This is a genomic window from Streptomyces sp. NPDC048507 (genome assembly GCF_043199995.1).
GTDB lineage: Bacteria > Actinomycetota > Actinomycetes > Streptomycetales > Streptomycetaceae > Streptomyces.
In genome coordinates, this window is the sequence record NZ_JBICWZ010000015.1 from 50,940 (window position 1) to 71,168 (window position 20,229).

Below are 20,229 nucleotides of genomic sequence, written 5' to 3' on the forward strand. Positions count from 1 at the left end.
CCTGCGCTTATCTTGTAGCCCGCGAGATTCCCCCGCTTCCCCTCCGGAAGGCCGGTCCCCGGGCATGACTTCAGACACCACCGCGACGACGAGACCGGCCGAGGACCGGACGCCCCCCGGGCGTCCGCCCCGTTCGCGCGCGAGCAGGATCCGCCGGGGGGTGGCCTGGACTGCGGCCGTCCTGGTCCTCGGTGCGGCCGGGTCGGGCTGGTGGCTCTACAGCCACCTCAACGGGAACATCTCCAGCGTCGACCTGGACCAGGCCATCGGCACCGACAACCGCCCGCCGAAGGTGGCCGCGGCCGGGAACGCGCAGAACGTCCTGGTGCTCGGCTCCGACTCGCGCGCCGGCGCCAACGGCGACCTCGACCACGGCGACGTGAGCGGGGCCCGCTCCGACACCGCGATGCTGGTCCACATACCCGAGGGCCGGGCCCGGGCCACCGCGGTGAGCATCCCGCGCGACACCCTGATCTCCCGGCCCGAGTGCAAGGACGGCGACGGCAAGACCGTGCCCCCGGCGAACCGGGTCATGTTCAACTCGGTGTACTCGGTGGCCGGTCCGGCCTGTGTGGTCAAGACGGTGGAGCAGCTGTCCGGGATCCGCGTGGACCACTTCGTCGAGGTGGACTTCGCCGGGTTCAAGGGCCTGGTGGACGCGCTCGGCGGGGTCACCGTCACCCTCGACCAGCCGATGAGCGGCGCGAAGGGCGGCCTGAAGCTGGACGCGGGCACGCACCGGCTGAACGGCACGGACTCGCTCAAGTTCGTCCGGACCCGCTACGGCTACGGCGACGGCAGCGACCTGGGGCGCATAGGCCTCCAGCAGCAGTTCATGATCGCGATGCTCTCCGAGATCAAGAAGCAGGACGCCTTCGGCAACCCGGCCCGCCTGTACAAGCTCGCGGACGCCGGCACCAAGTCGCTGACCACCGACTCCGACCTGGCCTCCCTGACCGCGCTGTCCGACTTCGCGCGGAGCATGAAGGGCGTGGACCCCTCCACGATGGAGACCATCATGCTGCCGGTGGCCTACGACAAGGTGGACCCGAACCGGGTCGTCGTGGCGCAGGAGCAGGCCTCCCTGCTGTGGGAGGCCCTGCGCAGCGACCAGAAGGTCCCCGACGCGGCGAAGGATTCCCCCGCCAAGGGCGGCTCGGGCAAGGCCCCCAAGGCGCCCAAGGCACCGCAGGCCTCGCCCTCGCCCACGCCCTAGCGGTCCTCGCGCACGCCCTCGCCGCGGCCGAGGCGGCTGTGGCTGCGTCCGTAGAGGAAGTACACGAAGAAGCCGATCACCATCCAGATCGCGAAGCGCAGCCAGGTCTCGGCGGGCAGGTTGAGCATCAGCCAGACCGAGGCCGCGATGGACACGACCGGGACCACCGGGACCCACGGGGTGCGGAAGGAGCGGTGCAGGTCGGGGCGGGTGCGGCGGAGGATCATCACGCCGAGGGCCACGACGACGAAGGCGAACAGGGTGCCGATGTTCACCAGCGTCGCGAGTTCGTTGATGCTGGTGAATCCGGCGACGACCGCGATGATCACGCCGAGCAGGATGGTCGGCCGGTACGGGGTGCGGAACTTCGGGTGGGTCCGCGAGAAGAAGCGCGGCAGCAGGCCGTCGCGGCTCATCGCGAAGAACACCCGGGTCTGGCCCAGCAGCAGGATCATGCAGACCGTCGTCAGGCCCACGGCCGCGCCGAAGCTGATGATGCCGCCGTACACCGGATGCCCGGCGGATTTGAAGGCATCGGCCAGGGGCGCGCTGGTGGAGAGTTCGGTGTAGTGCTGCATGCCGGTGACCACCAGCGAGACCGCCACGTAGAGCACCGTGCAGATGACCAGCGAGCCCAGGATGCCGCGCGGCATGTCGCGCTGGGGCAGCTTGGTCTCCTCGGCGGCCGTGGCCACCACGTCGAAGCCGATGAAGGCGAAGAAGACGACGGAGGCGGCCGTGAAGATGCCCATGACGCCGAAGTTGGTGGGCTGGTAGCCGAAGATGAGCTGCACCAGCGGGGCGTTCAGCCCGGCCCCGCCCTCCTGCTTCACGGCCTCGGGGATGAAGGGGTGGTAGTTGCTGCTGGTGATGAAGAACAGGCCCGCGATGATCACGATGAGCACCACCGTGACCTTGATCCCGACGACGACCGCCGTGATCCGCGCGGACAGTTTGACCCCGACGACCAGGATCACCGTCAGCACCAGGACGAGGATGAAGGCCAGCAGGTCGAAGTGGCCGCCCGGCACGTCGGGCCCTTCGAGGGCGGCCGGCAGGTGGATCCCCGCGTTGTCCATCAGCGAGCGGACGTACCCGGACCAGCCGACGGCGACGACCGCGGTGCCCAGCGCGAACTCCAGCACGAGGTCCCAGCCGATGATCCAGGCGGGCAGTTCGCCGATCGAGGCGTAGGAGAAGGTGTACGCCGATCCGGCGACCGGCACGGTCGAGGCGAATTCGGCGTAGCACAGGGCGGCCAGCGCGCAGACGATGCCGGCGGCGACGAAGGCGAGGGCGGTGGCGGGACCGGCCGTCTCCTTGGCCACCTTGCCGGTGAGGACGAAGATGCCGGTGCCGATGATGACACCGACGCCGAAGACGGTGAGGTCCCAGGCCGACAGGGACTTGCGGAGCTGGTGCTCCGGCTCCTCCGTGTCGCGGATGGACTGCTCCACCGACTTGGTGCGGAAGGGACTGCTGCGATCCGTACTCACCGACGCACCTCCCACAACGGGAACGGGCCGGGAGGCCCACCCTTCCAGGGTGATCTCCCGGCCCGTGACGTGCAACCGCGCGTGCTAGTCGACCGTGGCGGCCTGTTCGCTGTCGAAGCGCCCGTCCAGCTTCGCCACCAGGCCGGTGACCTGACGGGCGATGTCCGGAGCGGTCAGGCCGATCTCGGCCATGATCTCCTTGCGCAGCGCGTGGTCGAGGAAGCGCTGCGGGATCCCGAAGTCGCGCAGCGGTACGTCGACGCCCGCGTCCCGCAGGGCCTGCGCGACGGCGGAGCCGACACCGCCGGTGCGGCCGTTGTCCTCGACGGTGACGACGACCCGGTGGCGCTCGGCGAGCGGGGCCATGGCCTCGTCCACCGGCTTCACCCAGCGGGGGTCGACCACGGTCGTCGAGATGCCCTGCTTGTCGAGCAGGTCGGCGATCTCCAGGCACATCGGGGCCAGCGCGCCGACCGAGACGAGCAGTACGTCCGGCCGGGTGACCTCGGCGCCCGGGGCGCGCAGCACGTCCATGCCGCCGACCCTGCCGACGGCCGGGACGGCCGGGCCGACGACGCCCTTGGAGTAGCGCACGACGGTCGGCGCGTCCTTGACCTCGACGGCCTCGCGCAGCTGGGCGCGCAGCTGCTCGGCGTCGCGCGGGGCGGCCAGCCGCAGGCCGGGGACGACCTGGAGGATGGACATGTCCCACATGCCGTTGTGGGAGGCGCCGTCGTCACCGGTGACGCCGGCCCGGTCCAGGACGAAGGTGACCCCGCACTTGTGCAGGGCGACGTCCATCAGGACCTGGTCGAAGGCACGGTTGAGGAAGGTCGCGTACACGGCGAAGACCGGGTGGACCCCGCCGCTGGCCAGGCCCGCCGCCGAGGTGGCACCGTGCTGCTCGGCGATGCCGACGTCGAAGATCCGGTCCGGGAAGGCCTCGGCGAACTTGTTGAGGCCGACCGGGTGGAGCATGGCGGCGGTGATGCCGACGACGTCCTCGCGGTCGTGGCCGAGCTTGACCATCTCGTCGGCGAAGACGGAGGTCCAGCTCGCGGCGGCCGTCTTGACCGGCAGGCCGGTGTCCGGGTGGATGACGCCGACCGCGTGGAAGCGGTCCGCCTCGTGCTCCAGGGCCGGGGTGTAGCCGCGGCCCTTCTGGGTGAGGCAGTGCACGATGACCGGGCCGCTGAAGCGCTTGGCGCGCTGGAAGGCGGACTCCAGGGCCTCGATGTCGTGGCCGTCGATGGGGCCGATGTACTTCAGTCCGAGGTCCTCGAACATGCCCTGCGGGGCGATGAAGTCCTTCAGGCCCTTCTTGGCCCCGTGCAGGGTCTCGTACAGCGGCTTCCCGACGACCGGGGTGCGCTCCAGGAGGTCCTTGCCGCGGGCGAGGAAGCGCTCGTAGCCGTCGGTGGTGCGCAGGGTGGCGAGGTGGTTCGCGAGGCCGCCGATGGTGGGGCCGTACGAGCGCTCGTTGTCGTTGACGACGATCACCAGCGGACGGTCCTTGGCGGCGGCGATGTTGTTCAGCGCCTCCCAGGCCATGCCGCCCGTGAGCGCGCCGTCGCCGATGACGGCGGCGACGTGGTGGTCCTCGCGGCCGAGCACCTCGTTGGCCTTGGCGAAGCCGTCGGCCCAGCCGAGCACCGTGGAGGCGTGCGAGTTCTCGATCACGTCGTGCTCGGACTCGGCGCGGGACGGGTAGCCGGACAGGCCGCCCTTGGTGCGCAGGCCGCCGAAGTCCTGGCGGCCGGTGAGCAGCTTGTGGACGTAGGCCTGGTGGCCGGTGTCGAAGAGGACCTTGTCCTTGGGCGATTCGAAGACCCGGTGCAGGGCGATCGTCAGTTCGACCACGCCGAGGTTGGGGCCGAGGTGCCCGCCGGTCTTGGAGACGGCGTCGACGAGGAAGGACCGGATCTCGGCCGCGAGCTGGTCGAGCTCCTCCTGGCTGAGCCGGTCCAGATCGCGCGGTCCCTTGATGCGGGTCAGCAGCACCCGTGCCTCCTTGCAGTTGCTTGCTGGTCTGTCGAGTCTAATGTTCCGCTCGCGGGGGCGGTCATCGGGCGGTACCGCGAGGGTCACACCTTTGTCATACCTGTACACCTCATCGGGGAATCACACATCCCAAACGGGTGTATACCCGCACAGGTGTGCGTACCGATGGACGCACGGGTGCCCGGCGCCACACGAAGTGGCACCGGGCACTGTGACGGGTCTTACCGTTGCGCGGGCCCCGCGGGGCCCGCGGTCAGGCGCGCCCGGCCGTCTTCTGGGTCTTGCGGGTCACCGAGTCGATGACCACCGTGGCAAGCAGTACCGCACCGGTGATCATGTACTGGATCGGCGTCGCGATCCCCTCCAGGGCCAGACCGTACTGGATGGAGGTGATGACCATGACGCCGAGGAGGGCGTTCCAGGTCCGGCCACGGCCGCCGAAGAGGCTGGTGCCGCCGATGACGGCCGCCGCGATGACGTTCATCAGCAGGTCGCCGGCGCCGGCGCTCTGGTTGGCCGCCGCGATCTTGGAGGCCCAGAAGAGCCCGCCGACGGCGGCGAAGGTGCCCGCGATGGCGAAGACCGCGATGCGGATCCCGGCCACGTTGATGCCCGCGCGGCGCGAGGCCTCGACGCTGCCGCCGAGCGCGAAGACGTTGCGGCCGAAGGAGGTGCGGCGCAGCAGGAAGTCCGTGGCGACCAGCGCCAGCACGAACAGCACCACCGCGAGCGGCAGGCCCTTGTACTGGTTGAACACCACGGCCGGCCCGAAGGTGAAGACCGCGAGCACGCCGGTGCGCAGCAGGATCTCGGTGAGCGGCCGCGAGGGGACCCCGGCGGCCTCGCGCCGGCGGTTGTCGGAGAAGGTGGCGAGGAAGTACGCCGCCACCGCGACCGCCGCCAGGCCGTACCCGGCGGCCACGTCCGAGAAGTAGTACGTGGTGAGCTTGCCGACCACGCCGTCGGAGTCCAGGTTGATGGTGCCGTTGCTGCCCAGGATCTGGAGCATCGCGCCGGACCAGAACAGCAGGCCCGACAGGGTCACGGCGAAGGCCGGGGCGCCGATCTTGGCGAAGAAGAAGCCGTGGATCGCGCCGATCAGGGCGCCGCCCGCGACGGCCGCCAGGATCGCGAGCCATTCGTTCACGCCGTGGGTGACGGCGAGGACGGCCACGATCGCGCCCGAGACACCGCTGACGGAACCGACCGAGAGGTCGATCTCGCCGAGCAGCAGCACGAAGATGATGCCGACGGCCATCATGCCGGTGGCGACCATCGTGATCGCGATGTTGGTGAGGTTCTCCGGGGAGAGGAAGTTCGAGTTCAGGCTCTGGAAGATGCTCCAGATGACGATCAGGCCGATGACGACCGGGATGGATCCCAGGTCGCCGGCCTTCATCTTGCGGCCGAACTCGTTCAGGTAGCCCGCCAGGCCCTGCTCGCGCACGAGCAGGCGGGGGTCCACCGCGGGGATGGCGTCGGCCGCCGCGGACGGGTTGACCGGGCCGGCGTGCCGCCCCGGTCCCTTGTCCAGCGGATCTGCGGCGGGCTGGTGGGTGCTCACTTGCGGGCCTCCCCGGTGCGGGCCGCCCGGCGGGTCACGGCGTTGTCCGTGGCCCCGGTGATGGCGGAGATGATCTCTTCCTGCGAGGTGTCGGCGACGCGGAAGACGCCGTTGTTGCGGCCCAGCCGCAGGACCGCCACCTTGTCGGCGACGGCCTTCACGTCGGCCATGTTGTGGCTGATGAGGATGACGGCGTGGCCGCGTTCGCGCAGCCGCTCCACCAGGTCCAGCACCTGGGCGGTCTGCTCGACGCCGAGGGCGGCGGTGGGCTCGTCGAGGATGACGAGCTGGGGCTCGCCCAGCATCGAGCGGGCAATGGCCACGGTCTGGCGCTGGCCGCCGGAGAGCGAGGCGATCGGGATCCGGACGCTGGGGATCCGGATGGACAGGGTGGTCAGGAGCTCGCGGGCGCGGCGCTCCATCTCCACCTCGTCGAGGACGCCGAAGCGCTTGAGCTCGCGGCCGAGGAAGAGGTTGCCGACGACGTCGATGTTGTCGCACAGCGCGAGGTCCTGGTAGACCGTCGCGATGCCGAGGCTCTGGGCGTCGTGGGGCTTGTTGATGGAGACCGGACGGCCCTGCCACTCGATGACTCCGTCATCGATGGGATGCACGCCGGCGATCGTCTTGACCAGCGTGGACTTGCCGGCGCCGTTGTCGCCGACCAGGGCGACCACCTCACCGGAGTGGATCTCGAGTTCTACGTCGGTCAGGGCCTGGACGGCACCGAACCGCTTCGAGACCCCTCGCAACGCCAGCACGGGCGCAGCGGACACATGAACCATCTCCTTCGCCGCCTGACCGGCGGGGATGTCGTGCAAAAGAGCAGGAGCGGGGCGGACGGGGATACGTGGAGCGGAGATACGTGGAGCGGGGCGCGGAACCCGGAAGGGGAATCGTTTCTGCCCGGCGCCCCGCGGGTGGCGGGGTGAGAAGGTGCGGGGCGCCGGGCAGGTACGGGGCCGTCTCGGATGAGGAGACGTTTCTTCGCGGGCTTCCGCGGGACGTCCGCGGGACTTCCGCGGGCTCTGGCGGGCCTGGCCGGGGCCTTGACAGGCCCCGCGGGGCCTACTTGAGGCCGAGGGTGGCGCAGGCGGCCGCGTACTTGTCGGCGCAGATCTCGTCGGCCGTGTAGACGCCGTCCTTGATGACGGTGTCCTTGATGTTGCTCTTGGTCAGCGAGACGACCGGGATCAGCACCGACGGGACGCCCTTGGTGGTGGGGCTGTCGATGTTGTTGTTGATGATCCCGTCGATCTTCTCGCCCTTGGCGAGGGCGACGGCCATCTCGGCGGCCGCGGAGGCCTCGGGAGCGTAGGGCTTGTAGACGCTCATGAACTGCTCGCCCGCCACGATGCGCTGCACACCGGCGAGTTCGGCGTCCTGGCCGGTGACCGGCGGGAGCGGGTTCAGACCGGCGGCCTTCAGGGCGGTGATGATGCCGCCGGCCATGCCGTCATTGGCGGAGTAGACGCCGATGACCTTGTCCTTGCCGATCGCCGAGAGCGCTCCCGCCATGTTGGTGTTGGCGTTCTCCGGCTTCCACTCCTTGGTGTCGTACTCCTTGCCGACGTTCACCTTGCCGTCCAGGACGGAGTGCGCGCCCTTCTTGAACAGCGCGGCGTTCGGGTCGGTGACGGAGCCGTTCATCATGACGATCTGGCCGTCCTTGGCCTTGTCGCCCAGGGCCTCCAGCAGCGCCTTGCCCTGGACCTTGCCGACCTCTTCGTTGTCGAAGGAGGTGTAGGCGTCGATCGGGCCCTCGGCGAGGCGGTCGTAGGCCACGACCGGGATGCCGGCGTCCTTGGCCTTCTTGACCGAGCCCGCGATGGCCTTGGCGTCGACCGCGTCGATGATCAGGACGTTCACCTTGTTGGTGATCATCGTGTCGACCTGGGAGTTCTGCGTGGTCGCGTCCTGCTTGGCGTTGGCGTAGACGACCTCGGCCTTGCCGCCCGTCAGATCGGAAACCTTCTTCTCGATCAGCGGCTTGTCGAACTTCTCGTAGCGCGCGGTCTGGTTCTCCGGCAGGAGCAGACCGACCTTGATGGCGTCGCCCGCGGCGGCGCCCGAAGGCTTCTTCTCGCCGCCCGCTTCCTTGGCACTGCCACAGGCGGCCAGCGAAACGGCCATGGCACCGGCGGCGACGGCTACGGCGGCTCTGCGCATACGCGTGTTCATTACTTGAACCTCCCTGACGAGGCCGCAACACTGCGGCCGAGGTGGATGTGAGTCAACCCCGGCCGCAACTTTGCCGTCAAGGAGTGAATCCTTAACGAGATGACAACGGTGCCATCCGTTATCTAACTGAAGACATGACGGCGGGAGCGCGCACGCCCACTCCATTTTCCACCAAAAGCGTCGAATCGCCCATCTCGCTCAGCACCAGGGCCAGCGCGCCGAGCACTTCCGCGCGGCCGCCCAACGAGCCCGTCAGGACGGACAACTGGCGGGCCGCGCTGGGGATCGCGTACCTCCCCACTGATTCACGGATCGGGGCCAGTACGAGTTCACCCGCCTCGGCGAGCGACCCTCCCAGCACCACCCGGCTCGGGTTCAGCAGGTTGCACAGGCTGGCCACTCCGCTGCCGATGTGCCGGCCGACGTCGCTGATGACCCGGCGGCAGCCGGGGTCCCCGCCGCGGGCCAGCTCCACCACCCGCTCCATCGTCAACTCCGGCCCGTGGCTGCCCTGGAGCAGCGGCAGCACGTAGCGGGCCGCGGCGAAGGTCTCCAGGCACCCGCGGTTGCCGCAGCGGCAGACCGGGCCCGACTCGTCCAGGGTGATGTGCCCGATCTCCCCGGCCGTTCCGCCGGGTCCCCGGTAGATCTGGCCGTTGATCACCAGGCCCGCGCCCACCCCGCTGGCGACCTTGATGTACGCCAGGTCCTTGACCCCCCGGCCGCTGCCCCAGACCAGCTCGCCGAGGGCCCCGAGGTTGGCGTCGTTGTCCACGTACACGGGCACGCCGAGGCGCTGCGAGAGCTCCTGGCGCGGGTTGATCCCGGCCCAGCCCGGCAGGATCGCGGTGGAGCCGAGGGTCCCGGACTCCACGTCGATGGGGCCGGGGACGCCGAGCCCCACGCCGATGACCTTGTCCCGGCTGACGCCGACCCCCTTGACCAGGCGTCCGACCAGCGCTTCCGCCCGGTCGAAACCGTCCACCCAGGAGGCGTCCACGTCCAGCGGCTCGGACTCCTCCGCCAGCACCTGGTGGGCGAGGTTGCCGACGGCCACCCGCAGGTGGGTGTGGCCGAAGTCCACGCCGATCACGATGCCCGCGTCCCCGCTGAGCGAGACGCTGCGGGCCCGGCGGCCCCCGGCCGAGGTGTCGGTGACCTCGACGGTCCCGGCGTCCTTGAGCTCGCGGACGATGTTGGAGACCGTGGCCGCCGACAGTCCGGTGGTGCGGGCGATCTCCGCCTGGGTCAGCGAACCCGCGAGGCGCACGGCCCGCACGACCCGTTCGAGGTTCGCGCGATGCAGTGAGGACTGCGATCCGGGAGTCTGCACGACTCATCCACTCCTGCCCATAAGCGACGGCCAGCCGTCGCCCCCCGGCCGGTCGTCGCGGCTGTGCGCTCCGAGACCCCGGCGTCTCTCCAACTTGTGAACCTTAAGTCGAGCCTTTGGCCATCCAGACGTCAAGAGGCTGACGCAGTACGAATGGGACACCCCTGACCAAAAGGAGGAACTGGGGCCTCTTCGATCGTGCTACGGTCGCTGAGGCGCCGGTCCTCTGCGGCCTTTCCGGCCGGACCTGGCGCCCTGTGATGACGGCGCTACGCGAGGAGGTGTTCGGGATGAGTCCCGATCGAAGTCCTTGCAGCGCCCGCGTCCGCTGACCCGTTGATCAGCTGACCTGTTCCCGATACCGCACGGCCCCACCGGGCCCGGCGGCGCTTCGCCGCCTGCGTGCATCCTTTCACTCCTTCCGCATGCCCTGCACCCGTGACGGGCGTGCGTCATCCATGCCCACCGGCGCGTCCGGGGCCCTGCGTGCCCTCCCGCGCCGACCCATGATCACTCCACGTCACCGTGCCGCTCCGTGCTGCCCGGGCGCCGTGGAGGGAGGTATTCGTCATGACCATGCTCACCCCCCGTACCCCCGCGAAGCTCGCACCGCCGGGCCGCTCCCGCCGCGAGCGCAAGGCCGCCGAGCTGGAGGCCGGCACCCGCCGCGTCGGCGAGCGCCTCGCCGCCGTCAGCTCCCGGCCGGCCGTCCGGGTGCTCCAGGACGTGGACACCTCGCGCGGTGGCCTCACCCACGCCGAGGCGGCGCTGCGCCTGGAGCGGCACGGCGCCAACACCGTCGCCCACGAGCGGGCCCCGCACTGGACCGTCCAGCTCGCCAAGGCGTTCTGGAACCCCTTCATCGGCGTCCTGGTCTTCCTGGCCGCCGTCATGTTCTGGCAGGACCCCGCCGACCCGGGCGTCGTGATCCTCTCCGCCATGGTGGGGATCAGCGGTCTGCTGCGCTTCTGGCAGGAGTACCGCTCGGGCCGGGCGGCCGACGCGCTGCAGAAGCTCGTCACCACCACCTGCGCGGTGCAGCGCCGGGCCGGCAGCGGCTCGGGCCCCACCACCTTCGAGGTGGCGATGGAGCAGGTGGTCCCGGGCGACCTGGTCAAGCTGGCCGCCGGTGACCTCATCCCCGCCGACCTGCGCCTGCTGACCTCGAAGGACCTGATGGTCTCGCAGGCCTCGCTGTCCGGCGAGTCCCTGCCGGTGGCCAAGGCCGACACCCGCGCCGAGGACCTCGGCCAGCACGAGACGGCCGACCCGGTCGAGGCCGACAACCTCTGTCTGGCGGGGACCTCGGTCACCTCCGGCACCGCGACCGGCGTGGTCGTCGCCACCGGCGCCGACACCTACTTCGGCTCCATGGCCGGCTCGCTGGCCGGCGAGCGCCCGCAGACCAACTTCGACAACGGCGTGCGCAAGGTCAGCTTCCTGCTGATCCGCTTCATGCTCGTCATGGTCCCGGTCGTCTTCATGATCAACGGCTTCACCAAGGGCGACTGGGACGAGGCCTTCCTCTTCGCCGTCGCCGTGGCGGTCGGGCTCACCCCCGAGATGCTGCCGATGGTGGTCTCCGCGAACCTGGCGCGCGGGGCGGTGGCCATGTCCCGGCACAAGGTTGTCGTCAAGCGGCTCAACGCGATCCAGAACCTGGGCGCGATGGACGTCCTGTGCACCGACAAGACCGGCACCCTCACCGAGGACCGCATCGTCCTGGACCGCTACCTGGACGTGCACGGGGCCGAGGACACCGAGGTCCTGGAGTACGGCTACCTCAACGCCCACTTCCAGACGGGCCTGAAGAACCTGATGGACCAGGCGGTCATCGACCGCGTGGGCGAGGCCGAGGAGGTTGTCGTCGACGCACGCTTCTCGATGGTCGACGAGATCCCCTTCGACTTCGCCCGGCGCCGGATGTCCGTGGTCCTGAACCGCAACAGCGTGCTGGGCACCGGCGGCCGCCCCGAGCACGTCCTGATCACCAAGGGTGCGGTGGAGGAGGTCCTCGGCCTGTGCACCCACCTGCGCGACGGCGGCGAGCGCGTCGCGCTCACCGAACAGCTGCGGCGCCGCGTCACCCGGATCGCCGAGGAGAACAACCGGCGGGGCCTGCGGGTCCTGGCCGTCGCCACCCGCACGGTGGACGCGCCGCGCGCCGCCTACGGCGTCGCCGACGAGGACGGGCTGACGCTGATCGGCTTCCTCGCCTTCCTCGACCCGCCGAAGGCCTCCGCGGCCGCCGCCCTGCGGGGCCTGGCCGACAAGGGCATCGCGGTGAAGGTGGTCACCGGCGACAACGAGCTGGTGGCGGCCCGGGTCTGCGCGGACGTCGGCATCGAGGTGGGCCACGTGGTCTGCGGCGCCGAGCTGGACGGCCTCGACGAGGAGGCGCTGCGCGCGCTGGCCGCCCGTACGACGGTCTTCGCCAAGGTCAACCCCGTCCAGAAGGCCCGGATCGTACGGGCCCTGCAGGCCGAGGGACGCACCGTCGGCTTCCTCGGCGACGGCATCAACGACGCGGCGGCCCTGCGCGAGGCCGACGTCGGCGTGTCGGTCGACACCGCCGTCGACATCGCCAAGGAGTCGGCGGACATCATCCTGCTGGAGAAGGACCTGACCGTCCTGGAGCAGGGGGTGCTCCAGGGCCGGACCACCTTCGGCAACACCATCAAGTACATCAAGATGACGGCCTCCTCGAACTTCGGCAACGTCTTCTCGGTGCTGGTGGCGAGCGCGTTCATCCCCTTCCAGCCGATGCTCGCGATCATGCTGCTGGTGCAGAACCTGGTCTACGACATCGCCCAGCTGGCCACCCCGTGGGACCGGATGGACGAGGAGTACCTGCGCAAGCCCCGCAACTGGGACGCCAAGGGCATCTTCCGCTTCATGGTGACCATCGGACCCATCAGTTCGATCTTCGACATCGCGATGTTCGTGATCATGTGGAACGTCTTCGCCGCCGACAACGAGGCCGCCCAGTCGCTCTTCCAGTCCGGGTGGTTCGTCGAGGGCCTGCTCTCGCAGACCCTGGTCGTCCACATGATCCGCACGCGCAGGATCCCCTTCGTCCAGTCCCGCGCCTCCTGGCCGGTGATGGTGATGACCGTCCTCGCGGTGCTGACCGGGCTTTGGCTGCCCTTCTCGCCGCTGGCCCCCTCGCTGGGGTTCGTGGCCCTGCCGGCGGGCTACTTCCCCTGGCTGATCGGCGTGCTGCTCGCCTACTGCACGCTCACCCAGCTGGTGAAGACCTGGTACATCCGCACGTTCAAGACCTGGCTGTAGGAACGGGAGGGGCCGATGACGCTGCTCACGGAGTGGGAGATGGCCGCGCACCTGGCGGCCGCCCTCGGGTTCGGTGCGGTCATCGGCCTGGAACGGCAGTGGCGGGCCCGGATGGCGGGCCTGCGGACGAACGCCCTGGTGGCGGGCGGGGCCGCGCTGTTCGTGCTGCTCTCGCAGTACGGGTTCCTCAGCGCGGTCTCCGAGGTGAACTACGACGGCTCGCGGGTCGCCGCCCAGATCGTCTCGGGGATCGGCTTCCTGGGCGCCGGGGTGATCATGCGGGACGGGCTGAGCGTGCGCGGGCTGAACACGGCCGCCACCCTGTGGTGTTCGGCGGCGGTGGGCTGCCTGGCGGGGGTGGGCCTGTTCGTGCTGGCCGCCTTCGGCACGGCGGGCGTGGTGGGGGCGAACCTCCTGCTGCGCCCGCTGGGCCGGCGGCTCGACCGGGAGCCGCGCGGCGGCGCCGAGGTGCCCGTCGACTACCACTTCGAGGCGGTCTGCCTGGAGGCGGAGGAGGCCCACATCCGCCACCGGCTCGTCCGCTGGAGGAAGCGGTCAGCAACCTCTCGCTCGACCCGTCGGTCTCGGCGGTCAGCTGGTCGGTCGTGCCCGACCCGTCCGCCTCCCCTACTTGAGGGCGGACGAGGTCAGGCCGGCCTGGATCTGGCGCTGGAACGACAGGTAGACCACCAGCATCGGGATCATCGCGATGGTCACGCCGGCGAACAGCACCGGCAGGTCCGTCTCGTACCCCATCTGGTACTGGAGCTGGATCAGGCCCTGGGTGAGCATGTAGCGCTCGGGGTCCGATCCGGTCTGCGGCTGCATCAGGACCGACGGCAGGATGTACTGGTTCCACTGCCCCAGGACATTGAATATCCCGACGCTGATCAGGCCGGGCTTGGCCATCGGCAGCATCACCTGGAAGAAGATCCGGGTGTCGGAGGCCCCGTCGATCACCGCCGCCTCGTGCACGGCCGTCGGCAGCGTGCGGAAGAAGGAGTGCATGAAGAAGACGGTGAAGGGCATCGAGTAGGCCACGTAGACCAGGATCAGACCCTGGTACGTATTGAGCATGTCCAGCCGCTTGACCATGAAGAACAGCGGAACGAGCGCCAGGAACACCGGGAACATGGCCCCGCTGACGAAGAAGTAGTAGAAGAGCCGGTTCCCCGGGAAGGGGTAGCGGGCCAGCACGTACGCGGCCATCGAACCGAGCAGCATGGTCAGCGGGACCGAGAACACCAGCACGATCAGCGTGTGGGCGAAGTAGTCGCCGATGCCCTTGTCCCAGGCCCGGGAGAAGGCGTCGAAGTGCCAGTTGGACGGCCAGCTGAGGGCCGAGCCGCCGATCTGGCCGTCCGTCTTGAACGAACCGAGCGCCAGCCAGATCAGGGGCAGGACGATCAGTATCGCCCAGACGGCGAGGAACCCGTGCGAGAAGACGTTCAGCACCATGCCGTCGGAGCCGGCCTTCGCCCCCCGCCCCGGGCGGCCGCTGCTGCCGGAACGTTCGGCCGAGGCCTCGCCCGGCGCTTTGATCACCGTGGACTCTGCAGTCATCGTGGAACTCCGCTCAGAACTCGATGCGCTCGCGGCGGGTGGCGCGCAGCGTGATGACGGAGAGGATCATGGTCAGGACGAGCATGACGACGCCCATGGCGCAGGCGTAGCCGCTCTTGCCGAAGTACAGGAAGTTGCGCATCAGCACCGTGGCCATGACCTCGCTGTGGTGGTCGGGCCCGCCGCCGAACTGGCCGGAGGTCATGGTCGACACCAGCACGAACATGTCCATGGCGGCGATGCCCAGGTAGACCGCGGAGGTCTGCACGGAGTCCCACAGCAGGGGCAGGGTGACCCTGAAGAACGTCTGGGCGCGCCCGGCGCCGTCGAGCAGGGCCGCCTCGTAGATGTCCTTGGGCACGGACTGCATGGCGGCCGAGAAGAGCACCAGGTAGAAGCCGACCCCGTGCCACACCACCACCAGGAGCAGGCACCACAGCACGAGGTTCGGCTGGTTGAGCCATTCGACGGGGTGGGCCGGGTCCACCAGGCCCAGTTTGGCGAGGAACCCGTTCAGCAGGCCGCCCTCGTCGCTGCGGTACACCGCGCCGAAGAGCACGGCGAGGATCGCGAGCGACAGGACCTGCGGGAAGAAGTAGACGATCTTGTAGACGGAGGAGCCGCGGACGCCCCGCACCCCGCCCGCCCCGCTGCGCCCTCCCGCGTTCACCATGAAGGCGAAGAAGAGGGCCAGCAGGATGGTGATCGTCGGGACGAACACCAGGAGCAGCAGGTTGTGCCAGAGGGCTCCGCGGAAGACCTCGTCCTCCATCAGCGCGGAGTAGTTGTCCAGCCCGACGAAGTCGAACGTGGGCGACTGTCCGGACCAGTTGGTGAAGGAGTAGCCGAACGTCTGAACGTACGGCCAGATAACGAAAGTGAGGTACAGCGCGAGCGGCAGGACGAGGAAGCCGACGATGAAACCGGCCCTTCCCCTGCCCCTGCCTCGGGCTACTTGGCTCATGGTGTCCGCCCCTTGGACGAGGTCAGCTGCGGTGGTTGTTCTTGGCGTTCGGGTCCTTGGCAGCCTTGTCTACCGCAGCCTGGGCCCGCTTGATCCATTCCTTCGGCTGGATCCGCTTGGCCATCAGCTCATTGGACGCGTTCTGGATCTCGGTGTCCATCTCGCTGTACCAGTCGGGATACAGGTAGTTGAAGGTGTTCGTCCCGGCGGTCTTGACGGCCGCGACCGCCGAGGCGGTGCCCGGGCGCAGCTTCACGTTCGGGTCGACGCCGTCCTTGACCACGGTGAGGGAGTTGGCCTGCTGGGCGAAGAGCGTGGACCATTCGCGCGAGAGCATCGAGCGCAGGAACTCCAGGCCGCCCGCCTTGTTCGCGGCCTTCTCCGGGACGATGAAGGGCTCGCCGGCGCCGGCCCGGATCGCCTCGAAGGGCAGCTTGCTGTCGGCGAGGGTCGGGACCGGCAGGAACTTCATGTCGAAGTCGTCCGGGGTCTGCTTGAGCTGCTCGTTCTCCAGCCAGGAGCCGGAGGGGATGAAGGCCGCCTTGTACTGGTTCCAGGCGGTCTGGGACTCCGTGTGGGTGAGGCCGTTGGTGCCGGCCATCAGCAGGTCCTTCTCGACGACCTCGTAGACGGCCTCGACGGCGGCGAGGGCGGCGGGGTTGCCCTCGAAGGCGTTCGGCTCCAGGTTGTCGATCGCCTTCATGGCGTCCAGACCGCCCTTCTTGGCGATCAGGTCCATGATGACGACATTGATGTAGTACGGGTACTTGCCCTGGTGGGCGAGTCCGCCGATGCCGGCCGCCTTGGCCTTGGTGCAGATGTCCAGGAACTCGTCCCAGGTCTTCGGCTCGGCCCAGCCCTTCTCCTTGAAGAGCTTGCCCGAGTACCAGAAGCCGAACACGGTGTAGACGTAGTAGAGGGCGACGAACTTGCCCTCCTGGGTGCCCTGTTCGACGGTGCCGGGGATGAGCATGTCCCGGACCTTCTTGGCCGGGTCGTCAAGCGAGGGCGCGTCGAGCACCGGGGTGAGCTCGGCGAGCTGGCCGCCCTTGGCGAGGACGTCGACCTTGATCTGCTGGGCGCCGGAGTCGTCGATGACGTCCGGCGGGTTGCCGGCGTTGAAGCGGGGCTGGAGCTTGGCGGCGATCTCCTGGGTGCCCAGGTGGGAGCTGGTGGTGCCCCACTTCTTGTCGAAGGCGGCTTCCCAGGCCTTCGCGTAATCGTCGCCGAAGCCGCCCTTGAAGACGACCACGTCCAGCTTGCCGCCCTTGGCGACGCCGAACGGGTTCTCCTTGGTCACGGCGCCCTTGTCCGGCCCCTTCGTGGTGTCCTCGCCGCCGGAGGCGCAGGCGGACAGGAAGCTCATCGTGGGCACCGAGATCAGTCCCAGCGCCGCCGAGCGCTTGATCAGGTCGCGACGTCCGAGGCCCTCACCAGTGGATGCCATGCTCATGTCCTCGCCTTCGTCAGAAGTGTGAAGGAGGCCGGAAGTCACGGCCAGCGCCGTGCATGCGGACGTCACCGCAGGTCCCCGCCCATCCCCCGGTCCGGTGCCGTTCGAAGCTCGGTGGGCCGGACGGGCACAGGTATAGTCCACTTTCGCTCGTGTGAGCAAGATCATGCACAGACATGTTGGTCAGCTTTTCCGAGTTGAGACCTCTCCGAAACCTCACCCCGGCCCGGGGTACGCGAAAGGGCCGTACCCCCTGTGCGGGGATACGGCCCTTTGGTGCCGCGTGGCGACCCGGCGGTGACTAGCCGCGGATCAGGTTGCGGAGCACGTACTGCATGATGCCGCCGTTGCGGTAGTAGTCGGCCTCACCCGGCGTGTCGATGCGGACGACCGCGTCGAACTCCACGCCGGTGTCGGTGGTGACCTTGACCGTACGGGGGGTGGTGCCGTTGTTGAGCTCCTCCACACCGGTGAAGGCGAAGGTCTCCTCGCCGGTGAGGCCCAGGGAGGCCGCGGTGGCGCCCTCGGGGAACTGCAGGGGCAGGACGCCCATGCCGATCAGGTTCGAGCGGTGGATGCGCTCGTAGGACTCGGCGATGACGGCCTTGACGCCGAGCAGCGCGGTGCCCTTGGCGGCCCAGTCGCGGGACGAGCCCGAGCCGTACTCCTTGCCCGCCAGGATGACCAGCGGGATGCCGGCGGCCTGGTAGTTCTGGGAGGCGTCGTAGATGAAGGAGACCGGCGCGTCCGGGAGGGTGAAGTCGCGGGTGAAGCCGCCCTCGGTGCCCTCGGCGATCTGGTTGCGCAGGCGGATGTTGGCGAAGGTGCCGCGGATCATGACCTCGTGGTTGCCGCGGCGGGAACCGTAGGAGTTGAAGTCGCGGCGCTCGACGCCGTGCTCCGTGAGGTACTTGCCGGCCGGGGTGTCGGCCTTGATCGCACCGGCCGGGGAGATGTGGTCGGTGGTGACCGAGTCGCCCAGCTTCGCCAGCACGCGGGCGCCGGCGATGTCGGAGACCGGGGTGGTCTCCATCGTCATGCCCTCGAAGTAGGGGGGCTTGCGCACGTAGGTGGACTGCGGGTCCCACTCGAAGGTGTTGCCCGTCGGGATCGACAGCGCCTGCCACTGGGCGTCGCCCGCGAAGACGTCCTGGTAGGACTTGCTGAACATGTCCTCGCCGATGGCGTTCGCCACGACGTCGTTGACCTCGGCCTCGGAGGGCCAGATGTCCTGGAGGTAGACCGGCTTGCCGTCGGTGTCGGTGCCCAGGGCGTCCTTGGTGATGTCCACCTTCATGGAGCCCGCGATGGCGTACGCGACGACCAGCGGCGGGGAGGCCAGGTAGTTCATCTTGACGTCGGGGTTGATGCGGCCCTCGAAGTTGCGGTTGCCCGAGAGCACCGAGGTGACCGCGAGGTCGGCCTCGTTGATCGCCTTCGAGATCTCCTCGTCCAGCGGACCGGAGTTGCCGATGCAGGTGGTGCAGCCGTACCCGACGAGGTTGAAGCCCATCTTGTCCAGGTACGGGGTCAGGCCGGCCTTGTCGAAGTAGTCGGTGACGACCTTCGAACCCGGGGCCAGGGTGGTCTTGACCCAGGGCTTGCGGGTCAGGCCCTTCTCGGACGCCTTCTTGGCCACGAGCGCCGCGGCGACCATGACGTAGGGGTTCGAGGTGTTGGTGCACGAGGTGATCGCGGCGACGGTGACGGCGCCGTGGTCGATCTCGAAGGAGGTGCCGTCGGCCAGGGTCACCCGGGTGGGCTTGGTGGGCACACCGTTGGAGGACGCGGGGGCGTCGGACGCCGGGAAGGACTCCTTGCCGGCCTCCTCGTCGTCGGAGACGTAGTTGCGCACGTCCTGCGCGAACTGCTGGGAGGCGTTCGCCAGGACGATGCGGTCCTGCGGGCGCTTCGGGCCGGCGATGGAGGGGACGACCGTGGAGAGGTCGAGCTCCAGCTTCTCGGAGAAGTCCGGCTCGGCGGCCGGGTCCAGCCACAGGCCCTGCTCCTTGGCGTACGCCTCGACCAGGGCGACCTGCTGGGCGTCGCGGCCGGTCAGGCGCAGGTACTTCAGGGTCTCGTCGTCGATCGGGAAGATCGCGGCGGTCGAGCCGAACTCCGGCGACATGTTGCCGATGGTGGCGCGGTTCGCCAGGGAGGTGGCGGCGACGCCCTCACCGTAGAACTCGACGAACTTGCCGACGACACCGTGCCCCCGGAGCATCTCGGTGATGGTCAGCACGAGGTCGGTGGCGGTGGTGCCGGCCGGCAGCTCGCCGGTCAGCTTGAAGCCCACGACGCGCGGGATCAGCATGGAGACCGGCTGGCCGAGCATCGCGGCCTCGGCCTCGATGCCGCCGACGCCCCAGCCCAGCACGCCCAGGCCGTTGACCATGGTGGTGTGCGAGTCGGTGCCGACGAGGGTGTCGGGGTACGCCTGGCCGCCGCGGACCATGACCGTGCGGGCCAGGTGCTCGATGTTGACCTGGTGGACGATGCCGGTGCCCGGGGGGACGACCTTGAAGTCGTCGAAGGCGGTCTGGCCCCAGCGCAGGAACTGGTAGCGCTCCTTGTTGCGGCCGTACTCCAGCTCGACGTTCTGGGCGAAGGCGTCCTTCGTACCGAACTTGTCGGCGATGACCGAGTGGTCGATGACCATCTCGGCGGGCGAGAGCGGGTTGATCTTCGCCGGGTCGCCGCCGAGGGCCTTCACGGCCTCGCGCATGGTGGCGAGGTCGACGACGCAGGGCACGCCGGTGAAGTCCTGCATGATCACGCGGGCCGGCGTGAACTGGATCTCCTGGCTGGGCTGGGCCTGGGAGTCCCAGCCACCGAGCGCCCGGATGTGGTCGGCGGTGATGTTCGCGCCGTCCTCGGTGCGGAGCAGGTTCTCCAGAAGGACCTTCAGGCTGTAGGGAAGGCGCGCGGCGCCCTCGACCTTGTCCAGCCGGAAGATCTCGTACGACTCGTCGCCCACCTGCAGCGTGCTGCGGGCGTCGAAGCTGTTCGCCGACACGACAGTCTCCTTCATGCATGATTTTTCGCGCGTATTACCGCAATCCTGCCGCCACGCCCTCTGGCCAATCCGCTAAGGTAGGGCTAAGTTAGGTAACCCTTACCAGCGGGGGCGGCTGCGGTGCGCCTTCGGCAGATATCTCGATGTCGAG

12 protein-coding genes and 1 pseudogene are annotated in these 20,229 nt (G+C 69.1%); 3 read left to right on the forward strand and 10 right to left on the reverse strand.

Annotation, left to right across the window (positions count from 1 at the left end; genetic code table 11):
- The first annotated feature begins 64 nt into the window (after window positions 1–64).
- A complete protein-coding gene (locus ACGFXC_RS30505; RefSeq protein WP_393718098.1) occupies window positions 65–1,216 on the forward strand; it encodes an LCP family protein in 1,152 nt (383 codons plus the stop codon).
- On the opposite strand, the gene ACGFXC_RS30510 is transcribed toward ACGFXC_RS30505, so the two are convergent.
- From ACGFXC_RS30510 to ACGFXC_RS30535, 6 genes are all read right to left on the reverse strand, one after another.
- Window positions 1,213–2,712 (reverse strand): amino acid permease, encoded by a 1,500-nt coding sequence (locus tag ACGFXC_RS30510; RefSeq protein WP_393718099.1) that lies wholly within the window; start codon window positions 2,710–2,712, stop codon window positions 1,213–1,215. The genes ACGFXC_RS30505 and ACGFXC_RS30510 overlap by 4 nt on opposite strands.
- Window positions 2,713–2,796: 84 nt before the next feature.
- Complete coding sequence (gene dxs / locus ACGFXC_RS30515; RefSeq protein WP_393718100.1) at window positions 2,797–4,713, reverse strand: 1-deoxy-D-xylulose-5-phosphate synthase; 1,917 nt, start codon at window positions 4,711–4,713, stop codon at window positions 2,797–2,799.
- 253 nt (window positions 4,714–4,966) lie between these two features.
- Window positions 4,967–6,247: a sugar ABC transporter permease gene (locus tag ACGFXC_RS30520; protein ID WP_393718162.1), complete on the reverse strand. Its 1,281-nt coding sequence runs from the start codon at window positions 6,245–6,247 to the stop codon at window positions 4,967–4,969.
- Between the two features lie 26 nt (window positions 6,248–6,273).
- Complete coding sequence (locus ACGFXC_RS30525; RefSeq protein WP_393718101.1) at window positions 6,274–7,062, reverse strand: ATP-binding cassette domain-containing protein; 789 nt, start codon at window positions 7,060–7,062, stop codon at window positions 6,274–6,276.
- A 283-nt stretch (window positions 7,063–7,345) separates the two neighbouring features.
- Entirely contained in the window at window positions 7,346–8,458 is a 1,113-nt protein-coding gene (locus ACGFXC_RS30530) for a sugar ABC transporter substrate-binding protein (RefSeq protein ID WP_393718102.1), read from the reverse strand.
- A 118-nt stretch (window positions 8,459–8,576) separates the two neighbouring features.
- Window positions 8,577–9,791: an ROK family protein gene (locus ACGFXC_RS30535; RefSeq protein WP_393718103.1), complete on the reverse strand. Its 1,215-nt coding sequence runs from the start codon at window positions 9,789–9,791 to the stop codon at window positions 8,577–8,579.
- Window positions 9,792–10,361: 570 nt separating this feature from the next.
- On the opposite strand from ACGFXC_RS30535, the gene mgtA reads away from it, so the two are divergent.
- Both mgtA and ACGFXC_RS30545 read left to right on the forward strand, forming a co-directional pair.
- Window positions 10,362–13,082 (forward strand): magnesium-translocating P-type ATPase, encoded by a 2,721-nt coding sequence (gene mgtA, locus ACGFXC_RS30540; RefSeq protein WP_393718104.1) that lies wholly within the window; start codon window positions 10,362–10,364, stop codon window positions 13,080–13,082.
- A 111-nt stretch (window positions 13,083–13,193) separates the two neighbouring features.
- Window positions 13,194–13,457, forward strand: a pseudogene (locus ACGFXC_RS30545) (MgtC/SapB family protein); the annotation flags it as partial.
- 252 nt (window positions 13,458–13,709) lie between these two features.
- Here ACGFXC_RS30545 and ACGFXC_RS30550 read toward each other — a convergent pair.
- From ACGFXC_RS30550 to acnA, 4 genes are all read right to left on the reverse strand, one after another.
- Window positions 13,710–14,645 (reverse strand): carbohydrate ABC transporter permease, encoded by a 936-nt coding sequence (locus ACGFXC_RS30550; RefSeq protein ID WP_393718105.1) that lies wholly within the window; start codon window positions 14,643–14,645, stop codon window positions 13,710–13,712.
- Window positions 14,646–14,658: 13 nt separating this feature from the next.
- Window positions 14,659–15,609: a carbohydrate ABC transporter permease gene (locus tag ACGFXC_RS30555; protein ID WP_393718106.1), complete on the reverse strand. Its 951-nt coding sequence runs from the start codon at window positions 15,607–15,609 to the stop codon at window positions 14,659–14,661.
- Between the two features lie 22 nt (window positions 15,610–15,631).
- Window positions 15,632–17,062: an N-acetylglucosamine/diacetylchitobiose ABC transporter substrate-binding protein gene (gene ngcE / locus ACGFXC_RS30560; protein WP_393718107.1), complete on the reverse strand. Its 1,431-nt coding sequence runs from the start codon at window positions 17,060–17,062 to the stop codon at window positions 15,632–15,634.
- 301 nt (window positions 17,063–17,363) lie between these two features.
- A complete protein-coding gene (gene acnA / locus ACGFXC_RS30565) occupies window positions 17,364–20,078 on the reverse strand; it encodes an aconitate hydratase AcnA (RefSeq protein WP_393718108.1) in 2,715 nt (904 codons plus the stop codon).
- Window positions 20,079–20,229: the final 151 nt, after the last annotated feature.